The sequence below is a fragment of the Flavobacterium anhuiense genome (genome assembly GCF_900101855.1).
Taxonomy (GTDB): domain Bacteria; phylum Bacteroidota; class Bacteroidia; order Flavobacteriales; family Flavobacteriaceae; genus Flavobacterium; species Flavobacterium anhuiense.
This window is the reverse complement of record NZ_FMVC01000008.1, coordinates 115783-127221: the sequence shown is the minus strand read 5'-3', so window position 1 is coordinate 127221 and position 11439 is coordinate 115783. Positions and strand designations below refer to the sequence as shown.

8 protein-coding genes are annotated in these 11439 nt (G+C 33.5%); 3 read left to right on the top strand and 5 right to left on the bottom strand.

Translation table 11 applies throughout. The features are described 5' to 3' along the window. Positions 1 to 35 precede the first annotated feature (35 nt). A complete protein-coding gene (locus BLP44_RS19850; protein ID WP_091135475.1) occupies positions 36 to 1085 on the bottom strand; it encodes a helix-turn-helix domain-containing protein in 1050 nt (349 codons plus the stop codon). A 3-nt stretch (positions 1086 to 1088) separates the two neighbouring features. Continuing rightward, complete coding sequence (locus BLP44_RS19845) at positions 1089 to 2147, bottom strand: helix-turn-helix domain-containing protein (protein ID WP_091135473.1); 1059 nt, start codon at positions 2145 to 2147, stop codon at positions 1089 to 1091. Between the two features lie 186 nt (positions 2148 to 2333). On the opposite strand from BLP44_RS19845, the gene BLP44_RS19840 reads away from it, so the two are divergent. The 3 genes from BLP44_RS19840 (at position 2334) to BLP44_RS19830 (ending at position 7703) form a co-directional block, all read left to right on the top strand. Next, entirely contained in the window at positions 2334 to 5768 is a 3435-nt protein-coding gene (locus tag BLP44_RS19840; RefSeq protein WP_091135470.1) for a hypothetical protein, read from the top strand. A gap of 63 nt (positions 5769 to 5831) precedes the next feature. Next, positions 5832 to 6407 carry a hypothetical protein gene (locus tag BLP44_RS19835; RefSeq protein ID WP_066033439.1) on the top strand — a complete coding sequence of 192 codons (576 nt, stop codon included), beginning with the start codon at positions 5832 to 5834 and terminating at the stop codon, positions 6405 to 6407. 216 nt (positions 6408 to 6623) lie between these two features. Further along, entirely contained in the window at positions 6624 to 7703 is a 1080-nt protein-coding gene (locus BLP44_RS19830) for a glycosyltransferase (RefSeq protein ID WP_091135468.1), read from the top strand. Between the two features lie 146 nt (positions 7704 to 7849). Here the strand turns inward: BLP44_RS19830 and BLP44_RS19825 are convergent, their stop codons facing one another. The 3 genes from BLP44_RS19825 to BLP44_RS19815 all read right to left on the bottom strand — a co-directional run bounded on the left by BLP44_RS19825 (position 7850) and on the right by BLP44_RS19815 (position 11312). Further along, positions 7850 to 9160, bottom strand: a complete 1311-nt coding sequence (locus tag BLP44_RS19825) for a porin (RefSeq protein ID WP_091135466.1) — start codon at positions 9158 to 9160, stop codon at positions 7850 to 7852. 163 nt (positions 9161 to 9323) lie between these two features. Beyond that, positions 9324 to 10409 (bottom strand): sensor histidine kinase, encoded by a 1086-nt coding sequence (locus tag BLP44_RS19820; protein WP_091135464.1) that lies wholly within the window; start codon positions 10407 to 10409, stop codon positions 9324 to 9326. Between the two features lie 219 nt (positions 10410 to 10628). Further along, a complete protein-coding gene (locus BLP44_RS19815; RefSeq protein WP_008465097.1) occupies positions 10629 to 11312 on the bottom strand; it encodes a response regulator transcription factor in 684 nt (227 codons plus the stop codon). Between the last annotated feature and the right edge of the window lie 127 nt (positions 11313 to 11439).

Below are 11439 nucleotides of genomic sequence, written 5' to 3'. Positions count from 1 at the left end.
AATCAGGAGTACGGATTTATAAATTAATACTCTATTTATGCCTGCAAAGCCTGAATTTGATAGTTTAAAGGTGTGGTTCCAGTATGTTTTTTAAAAGCCGCAAAAAAGGTTGATTTGGAATTAAATCCCACATCGTAACCAACAGATTCTAATGTCAGTTTATCATTTGAAGTTATAATTTCACAAGCATTTTGAATTCTAAATTCATTTACGAAACTGGTAAAATTCTTTCCGAGATTGTTATTTAGAAACTGAGACAACTGATGGCTGGATATATTTACTTCTTTAGATAAATCTTTTAAACTCAAATTCGGATTTTTATATAATGCTTTTTCATTCATGATATTTTCCAATTTTTGGAATAAAATCTCGGCTTCTTCATTGTTCAGTTTTTTATCTTTTTGAATATTAAGCAGAAATAAATCATCTGTTTTCTTTCTATGCAAAAGAACCAAAATGATCAGGTATAAAATAAAGGTGAAAGCAAGCGCTCCCGTAATGCAGGAAACAAACGGAACTCGCGCAAATCCGAGAAAGTAAGCCATAAATATTGAAGCATTTCCCAGAAAAATCATTCCGAACCATCTCTCTGAAGGTGAAGAATCGGTATAATTCTGAGTTACTTTTTGAAGCAATTCTCTGTTTTCAAAACCAGAAATAAAGAAGTATGAAAACCATTGAAGAAAAATAGCTGTTACAAAATAATCATTCCATAAAACTGGATAATTTTGATATGGAAATACAAAACCAATTATTAGAATTACCAAAACCCAAGTGGCTAGATGCCATTTCCATTGTATCAAAATGTTGTTTCGGATGCCTGATTTTAAAACATAATACAAAAGCGGACCAATTAACATACAAGCTGAAAGCCCAATTTGAAGATAGATTTTAGACAGATTATTATTAAAGTAAACCAAAACTGTAACCACAATTCTGGTACTTAAAATAAACAAAAGCGCACCAAGAAAAAGATTAGAAAGATATTTTTTCTTGGTAAAAAATAAAAAATACAGACTTAGAATAAATCCGTTGAAAGCGCCCAAAGCACCAAAAAAGAATAACATTTCTTTGCCTATACTCATATTTTAAGTTTGTAAAGCTTGAAGCTGATAGTTAAGCGGAGTGGTTCCCGTATGTTTTTTGAAGGCCGCGAAAAAAGTAGATTTAGAATTAAAACCAACATCATAACCAACGGATTCTAAAGTCAATTTATCTGAAGATGTAATAATTTTACAAGCTTCGCTAATTCTAAATTCGTTTACATAACTCGTAAAATTCTTTCCTAAATTATTATTCAGAAACTGCGATAATTGATGACTAGAGATATTAATTTCCTGAGACAAATCTTGAAGGGTCAGATTCGGATTTTTATACAAACTTTTTTCAGACATAACCTTTTCTAGCTTTTCTGACCAGATTGATGCTTCTTCCGAATCTATTTTTTTATTCGAAATCTTTCCATTCAATAAAAATAGATCGTCTGTTTTTTTTCTGTACAAAAGAATTGAAATTCCTAAATATAAAATGAATGAAAAAACCACTGCACCACTTATGTAAGTTGCTGCAGAAGCTCCCATAATGGCCAAAAAATAAAATAGAAATAATAACCCATTTCCAAAATAGAGCATTGAAAACCACATTTCTGACGGAGTTGTTTTTTCTTTTCTACTCAAGATTTTTCTTAGAACGCCACGAAGTTCAAAACCAGCAAAAGCAATATAAACAAACCATTGAAAATAAATGATTCTTATAAAAAAGCCTCCCCAAAATTTCGGATACATTTCATACGGATATAAAATGCCGACAGCTACAATAAAAATTGCCCAAAATGCCAAAATAAATTTCCAGGATTTGGGCATTGTTTGCACTTCATCAATAGCCGATTTAATAAAGTAATACAAAAAAGGTCCGATAAAAAAACAAGCTGTAAGTCCAAACTGCAAGTACATTTTTGGCAGTTCGGGATGAAAATAAACAAATACAGATTTAGCAATTCGGATACTTAAGGCAAACAAGAGCGCTCCAAGGAAATAATTGGTTAAGTATTTTTTCTTGGTAAAAAAGAAGAAATAAATTCCGAGAATAATTCCGTTGAAAGCTCCTAAAGCACTAAAAAAGAATAAAAGTTCTTTGCTAGTATCCATAATGTAAGTTAGTTATATCACAAACAAAGCTAAAAAAAAGATTGGCTTACTATGCGATTTTTTCTGCAATTATTTTTTTCTCTGCGATTTTAAAAATCTTAAAATGCTTCATTTTTCAATAAATAAAAGCCTCGTAATTTCTTGATTATAAATACTACTTTTGACTTTTTACAGTTTAGAGTATTTATGTTGAAAAAATTACTGTTTTTGACGGTTTTCTTCTGGTTTTCTGTGCTTCAGGCTCAGGAAACTGAATCGCTGTACAAAACCAAAAAAGTAGTAGTTTCAAAAGACACCATTCGTCTAGAAAAAGTGGCCATCAACTCTGGATTTTTTCAGATTCTAAATTCTAAAAACGAACCTGTTGATTCGACTTCCTATAAGGTCGATTTTCAAAAAGGCTATTTGGTTTTAAATGAAAATTTCCAATCGGTTTCAGATACTTTGATTGTCAATTATCTTAATTATCCTGATTTCTTGACCAAAGAATACAGCCTTTATAAATCTGATCAGATTGTAAGCGGTGATGTTGGAACAGACAAACTGTACAGAATAGACAACACTTCAAATGCCAAAAAAGTAACGCCTTTTGACGGACTCGAAACTTCTGGAAGCATTACTCGTGGCGTTACGGTCGGTAATAATCAAAGTACGGTTTTAAACTCCAATTTAGACTTGCAGATTACAGGAAAACTTTCAGACAAAGTGAGTTTAAGAGCTTCTCTTCAAGACAATAATATTCCACTGCAAGATGGCGGTTATTCACAGAAACTCGATCAGTTTGACAATATATTTATAGAACTTTTTAGTGATGACTGGAACATTCGCGCTGGCGATGTTTTTTTAGAAAATAGAAAAACTCAATTTTTGGGCTTTAATAAAAAAGTTCAAGGACTTTCTGCCAACTTTGATTTTGATACCGAAAAAAGCAAAACCAATGTTTTTGCTTCGGTTGCTTTTGTAAAAGGACAATATGCCAAAAGTACTTTTACGGGTCAAGAAGGAAATCAGGGTCCGTACAAACTAAAAGGCCAGAATGGCGAATTGTATGTTTTGGTGATTTCAGGCTCTGAACGTGTTTATGTAAATGGTGTTTTGCTAAAACGTGGTGAAAACAACGATTATGTGATTGATTATAATGCGGGAGAAATTGTCTTTACATCACTTTTTACCATTACTTCAGAAATGCGTATTAATGTTGAATACCAATATTCAGAGCGAAATTACAATCGTCTCGTAACATACGCAGGCGCTACGCACGAAAACAAAAACTGGAGTTTTGGCGGTTATTTGTATTCTGAAAATGACATGAAAAATCAGCCTCTGCAGCAAAATCTTTCTCCAGAACAAGTTCAGATTTTGAGTCAGGCGGGCGATGATGTTAATTTGATGAAAGCGCCTTCTGCCTATGAAGACAGTTATGCCGAGAATAAAATTTTGTACAAAAAAATATTGGTCAATTCAGTTGAAGCTTATGAATATTCAAATAATCCTGCAGATGTTTTGTACAATGTACGATTTAGCCAAGTTGGTTCAAATGCGGGAAATTATATCATTCAAAACAATAATTCCGTTGAGCGAATTTATCAATATGTTGAACCGGTTAACGGAGTTCTGCAAGGAAATTATGAACCCATTGTGCAGCTTGTTGCGCCAATGAAACTTCAGGTGGCCACTTTTTTAGGAAAATATAATCCGAACGAAAAAACTTTAGTAGATTTTGAATTGGCCATTAGCAATAATGATCAAAATTTATTTTCTGGAATTGATGATGCCAATAATGAAGGAATTGCTTTTAAAACCAATCTTAAAAAACGTCTCTTTTCTAGAAGCTGGAATTTAGGCGCTTTTGCGAATTATCAATTTGTACAGCAAAATTTTAAATCAGTTGAACGTTTGTATAATATTGAGTTTAACCGTGATTGGAATTTAACGGGAAGTCTTTATGGCAATCAAAGCCTTTTGGTTACGGGTTTGAATTTTGATTTATTTTCGAAAAAAGAAACTTCAAATATTGGTTTGCTGACTTATCAATTTGAAAAATTAGATTTCAGCGAAAGTTATTCTGGCGCAAGGCATACAACAAACGCTTTATTCAAATTGAAAAATTGGACGATTGAAAACAACGGAAGTTTTCTAAATTCTGACGCCACAACTTCGACTTCAAAGTTCATTAGAAACCAGACCAGGACTAAATATCATTTTGGAAAAAATTGGGTTGGAGGAACTATGCAATTGGAAGACAATCAGCAAAAAGATAAAGTTACCAATCAGTTTTCGGCTGTAAGCCAAAGATTTTTAGAATATGGAGTATTTACCGGACGCGGCGACAGCACTAAAGTTTTTGTTGAAGTTGGTTTTCTACAAAGACGAAACGATAGTTTGCAAAACGGATTATTACAGCACGTTAATAATTCGCAGACGTATTATTTAAAATCAAAATTGATCCAGAACAAAACAACTGATTTAGCCGTTTATGCAAGTTATCGAAATTTAGATTTTACTGATAAATCTAGACAGAACGAGCCTTCATTAAATTCGAGAATTTTATACAATGATCGTTTTTTTAATCAGTTTATGCAGATTGGAACGGCTTACGAAACCAGTTCTGGAACTATTGCACAGCAAGAATTTACATATGTAGAAGTCCCGACAGGTCAAGGTGTTTATACTTGGAATGATTATAACGGCAACGGAATTCAGGAATTGGAAGAATTTGAAGTTGCCGTTTATCAAGATCAGGCGCGATATGTGAGAGTATTTCTGCCGAATCAGATTTACATTAAAACCAATCAAAATAAGTTTTCGCAATCTTTAACTTTAAATCCACTGCAATGGCAAAATGAAAAAGGTTTTAAAAAAGTATTGTCTTATTTTTACAATCAGACCTCTTTTATAATGGATCGAAAGGTGAAAAGCGATGGAGAAAAATTAGAACTCAATCCGTTTGATTCATCAGAAGACAATATTTTAGGATTGAATTCGAGTTTTAGAAATAGTTTATTTTACAACCGAGGCAAGCAGAAACATTCGGTTACTTATTCTTATTTGATTAATAAAGGCAAAAGTCTGCTTTCTGTAGGTTCGCAGCATGTGCAGAATTATTCGCATCAAATTCAGTACACACATTTATATCAGAAAAGCTGGCTGTTTAATTTCTTTACCAAAACCATAAAAACCGATTTGGTTTCTAAAGATTTTGTTGAAAAAAACTATGATATTCAAGGCTGGCAACTGGCACCAAAAGTCAGTTATTTATTCTCAAAAAACACCAAATTGGATTTCTTTTACGAGCTTCAAAACAAAAAAAATCAGATGGGAAATTTCGAAACTTTAGATCAAAATAGAATCGGAACTTCTTTTTCTTATGCAGGCGAAAAGAAAGTGACGGTGAATGGCGAATTTTCTTTTTATGAAAATAAATTTAACGGAAATGAATTTTCATCAGTCGGTTTTCAGATGCTCGAAGGACTTCAAGCGGGATCAAATTTGGTTTGGAAACTGCTTCTGCAAAAGAACATTACGTCATTTTTGGATGTCAATTTAAATTATCAGGGCAGAAAAAGCGAAACGGGAAATACGATTCATACGGGAAACGTTCAGCTTCGTGCATATTTTTAATGTGTTGCGAAAAAGATGATAATAAATTGTTTAATTTTAATTGAAATTTAAACTTTTAACCTTATGAAAAAATTAGTATTGTTCTGTTTGATGGTTGTTTTCTCTTCTAATTTTTATGCTCAAGAAACAACTGCAAAAACTACGAAAAGTAAAACAGAAGCTTCAGCAAAAAAAGCAAAAGCTAGTGCAGACAAAGCTTCGGCCGACGCAAAAAAGGAAGCAGCAAAATCTACAAAAGCAGCAGATGACGCAAAAGCTGCTTCGACAAAAGCCAAAAAAGAATCTGCTGACGCAGCAAAAAAGACAGCCGACAAAGAAGCTGCAAAAGCTAAAGCTGATGCCAAAAAAGCAACTGTAGAATCTGATAAAGCAAAAAGTACCGCTGACAAAGCAAAAAGCTCTGCTGACAAAACCAAAGCCGATGCCAAGAAAACGACCGCAAAAGCTGACGCTGCTAAAAAAGATGCAACAGCTGCCAAAAAATCGGCCACAAAAACTTTAAAAGAAACTAACGAAAAAGCTCCTGCTGTCCCAGACAAAGTAACTGGCGAGTACAATGGCAAAAAAGTATATACAGGTCCAAGAGGCGGTAAATACTACATTAACAAAAATGGTAATAAAACGTATATTCAAGATTAAGTTTCTAAGATGCTGAGACTCTAAGTTGCTAAGCTTCTAAGATTAACAAATTAAGCCGAACCTATAGTTCGGCTTTCTTGTTTTCTAAACAGAAAATCTTTGAACTTAGAAGCTTAGCAACTTAGAAACTTAACACCTTAAGTTAATAATTTAGTAATACCTCCGAAATAACATAAAAAACATATTTTTCTATCTTCGTTTTTAAAACTGTTAAAAATGAGTATAGATTATTCTGCGAATAAAACTATTTTAGTGGCTCCACTAAATTGGGGACTTGGACATGCTACCCGATGCATACCTATTATCAAGGCGCTACAAGAGAATAATTATATTCCGATTATTGCTTCTGATGGAGTTGCTCTGGCTTTATTACGAAAAGAATTTCCTTATATACAAACTTTAGAACTGCCTTCTTATCATATTGAATATGCTAAAAATGGTAAAAACTTTAAATGGAAGCTGATTAAAAATCTTCCGAAAATGATTACTGCTATTTTGGATGAGAAAAAAATGGTGAATCATTGGATCAAAAAACATGGCATTGACGGTATAATTTCGGATAATAGATTGGGAGTCATCAGTAAAAAAGTGCCTTCGGTTTTTATTACGCACCAATTGAATGTAATGACAGGAAACACCACTTGGTTTACCAGTAAGTGCCATCAGTATTTCATTAAAAAATATAATGAATGCTGGGTTCCTGATACTAACGAAAAAATAAACCTAACGGGAGATTTGGGTCATTTAAAAAATAATGAGCTGAATTTAAAATACATCGGTCCGTTGAGCCGCATGAAAAAAAAGGAAACTCCAAAAATATATGATCTAATGATTATATTGTCTGGCCCAGAACCTCAGCGTACTTTTTTGGATGAAAAACTGCAGAAAGAAGCGGCAAAATATCCTGGAAAAGTGGTTTTTGTACAAGGAAAAGTAGAAAAATCACAGGAAAAGTGGCAAGCTGGAAATGTTACTTATTATAATTTCATGAACTCCAAACAGCTCGAACAGACTTTTAATGAAAGTGAATTTGTATTGTGCCGTTCGGGTTATACAACGGTAATGGATTTGGCAAAGCTGGGCAAAAAAGCCTTCTTTATTCCGACACCCGGACAATATGAGCAGGAATATCTGGCGATAAAACTTCAGGAAGAAAATCTTGTACCATATGCGATGCAAGACGATTTTACCATTGAAGATTTATCAAAAGTAAAATCGTTTAAAGGATTGTCTCAATTTGAAAATAATATTGATTGGGATTCTTTATTTAAAGTTTTTGAAGACAAAATTGCTTGATTACACGCGGATTAAACGGATTTTACAAATTGCTTTTCACATAAAAAAACCTCCAATTAAAATTGGAGGTTTTTCATTTTTATAAAATAAATCAGTTTTTATCAGCGTCTTTGCGAAGGCGAATCTGTTTTATCAGCGTACTGATTTTAGAAATTAAACTGCACTTGCAATCTTAGAACGTTTCCTTGCTGTCTGTTTACAGGCAAGACACTATCTTCAAAAGTTCGGTCGGCTACTACGTATTCTGCTGTAAGTTCAAATGCTTTAATCGGCTGCCATTCTACACCAAATTCGTAATCTCTAACCACATAACTTCTAGCATCTTTTTCGTATTTTTTTCCTCCGTCATAATATTGGAATTTGGCAAAAGGATAAATACGCTGTTTTTTAAGATCCCATTTGTAGTTTAATAAAACGTAACCTCCGTTCAAATCGGTTTGGTCAATTCTATTGGTTGCAGGATTGTATCGAGGTCCTGTTCCTATGTTGTATTCCGTCTGGATTCCGAATGGTCGTGGATATAAAACGAAAGTCGCTCCAACTCGCTGGTCTTTTACGTATTGCGGATCATTGACAACCACTCCTGGCGAAACTTCCCCCGTGAATGCCCATTTACCAGTATAAGCCTGAATTCCAGGTTCTATAATTTGGCTTCCGATAACAAAAGGATATGTTATTCTAGACACAACATTTAAGTCTCTGTTTCCGTCTAACTTATTTGCAATCTGACCATTGTAAACTCCTAAAGCAAAAACCCCGAAGTCTCCAGAACCTTTGTAGCCATCTTTAACCAACATTTCAAAACGTTTTCTGATTTCGGCCGGCGCCCAATAAAAGAATATTCCTAAATCACGCTCATTTAAAATTGAAGAGTTGATGGCATCAGCACGGTCTAAAGTTAAACGCTGTGAACTTGACTGCATATTTTCAAATCCGTATGGAATTTTACTCTGCCCGACACGTACCCGATATTCTTTTTTCTTATCAAAAGAAAGATCAAAATACAGGTCACGAATTTGAACAAAGTTCTGAATTCCTGTACTCGGCGAACTCGCAAAATCGGGTTGAAAATAGAAAAATACATTTGGGTGCACTTGTCCAGAAAACACTAAACGGGCACGGCGAATAAAAAGCCCGTTGTTTGCTTTTGCATCTGGAGCCGTCGATGTTGTTCCCCAAGATCTATCGCATTGCTCACAGGAAACTTTATCATTTGTAGAAAACAAACCGTTATATCTGATTTGCGCGTAACCTCTTAAAGAGATTCTATCATACCAATGTTCCTCAACTCCACCTCCAGATTTTGTTTCCGGAAGTTTTGCTTTGTTTATAGAATCTAAAATACGCATTACTTCGTTTTTTACATCCTGCTTATTCAATTCTTGTTTGTTTGTTTCTTGCGCATTGGCTACACAAGTTAGCAGTAATAAAACTGCCAATAGTTTTCTTTTTATCATTAGTTCTGTAATTCCCTTAATTTCAGGATGCAAAGATGGAGCACCTATGTTAAGAAATCATTAACCAGATGTTACTATAATAAAAATTTAATGTTATGGCCTAAATCGGAATGTTTATTTAGCGTTAAACACCTTTGTTTTAGGGCTTTTAGCAAAACTGACGTTACGATTTTTTAACGTCAGCTTTTGATGTTTTATTTGCTTTTTCGAGCGTAAAAGAGAATTCAGAGCCAATTCCGAACTCACTTTCTACATAAACTTTCTCTTTATGTGCTTCAATAATATGCTTTACAATCGCTAATCCTAAACCAGAACCGCCTTCAGATCTAGTTCCGCTTTTATCCACTCGGTAAAAACGTTCAAAAAGTCTGGGAATGTTTTGTTTTTCAACACCTTCGCCGTTATCGCTAATGCGGATTAAAACTTTTTTCTTAGTTAAGTTTACGACGCCAACTTCAGTCAAGCCGCCTTCCTTTCCGTATTTAATTGAATTGACAATCAGATTTTCCAGCACTTGCTGAATTCTATCCTTATCTCCTCTAATTATGACTGACTGTACATTTTTACTTTCAAAAGCCAGTTTGATTTTCTTTTTGTCTGCTTTCATTTCGAGCAGTTCAAAGACATTCTGAATTAATTCGACAATATCAAAATCAGTCATATTCAAATCCAAATCACCTGATTCTAATTTAGTAATCATATCCAAATCTTCTACGATATAGATAAGACGCTCTACTCCTTTTTCGGCGCGTTTTAAATATTTTTTTCTAATATTTTTATCGTCCATTGCGCCATCAAGCAAAGTAGAAACGTAACCTTGAACAGTAAATAAAGGTGTTTTCAATTCGTGTGAAACGTTTCCTAAGAACTCTCTTCTATATTGCTCACGAATTTCAAGCATTTCGATTTCGAGTTTTTTATCGGTCGCGAACTTTTTCACTTCGCGCGAAAGCGTTTCCATATCGGTATTAATCGGCTGATTGATTAATGTTGTCGATTCTAATAAAGAAACCTCATCATAGATTTTCTTTACTCTTCTGTAAATAAAACGTTCTACGCGATATTGCAAAACCAGAAATGAGAAAATATAAATTACGATAATGAAGATTATTCCAAACGCAACTTGATGTTTTAATTGATTCTTATAAAACAACGACATCAACATCAGCACAAATGCTGTTGTAAAGAGACTGATATACAATGCCGATTTTATGGCGAATTTATATGTTTTCTTAAAATTAATTTTCATTGATATTAAAACAATTAACCATTAAAGGAATATTTTTCTTCACCATGTAAGTGATACAAGTTCATTTAAAAATAACTTTTTTTGGGAATAAATAATAATTTTGAAAAGCCCATCTTTATCAAAGTCAGGCTTTGACAAAAATGAGCTTTTTTATTTTAAAGTAAACTATAATTTTAAATGAACTTCTATCACTTATATAGTTCATTTTCTATAGAGAAATTAAACTTCAAATTTATAGCCTACACCTTTTATAGTTTTAAAAAGATCTTCGCCTATTTTTTCACGCAGTTTTCTGATGTGAACATCAATTGTTCTTCCTCCAACTACAACTTCGTTACCCCAAACTTTATCCAAGATTTCATCTCTTTTAAAAACTTTCCCTGGTTTTGAAGCTAATAGATAGAACAATTCGAATTCTTTTCTTGGCAAAGCAATTTCTACATTGCCTTTTATGATTTTGTATTCCTCACGATTAATTTCGATTCCGCCTACATTTAAAGTATCCGTAACAACTTCCTGTTCTTTTAACCTTCTTAACAGCGCCTTTACTTTAGAGACCAATAATTTTGGTTTTATTGGTTTAGTAATATAGTCATCAGCACCGGCATCAAAACCAGCTACTTGGGAATAATCTTCGCTTCTTGCTGTAAGGAATGTTATGATAACATTATTTAACTCTGGAATTTTTCTAATATGCTCGCAAGCCTCCATTCCGTCCATTTCTGCCATCATCACGTCCATAATGATTAGTTCTGGCAGCTCTTTCTGCGCTTTTGCTATAGCATCTTTTCCATTAGAAGCTGTAACAATCTGATAGCCTTCCTGAGCAAGGTTATAGCCAACGATTTCTAAGATATCTGGTTCATCGTCAACTAATAAAATCTTAGTTTGTGTTTTTTTCATAAATAGCAAAAATTGAGATTTTTATATCGAAACTTCTTCATTAAACATTCGATATTTCTTATTTCACAGGGTAAATATACTAACAAAAGAACCTTTAAAAAATGGTGTTAACCGTAATTTAATCTCG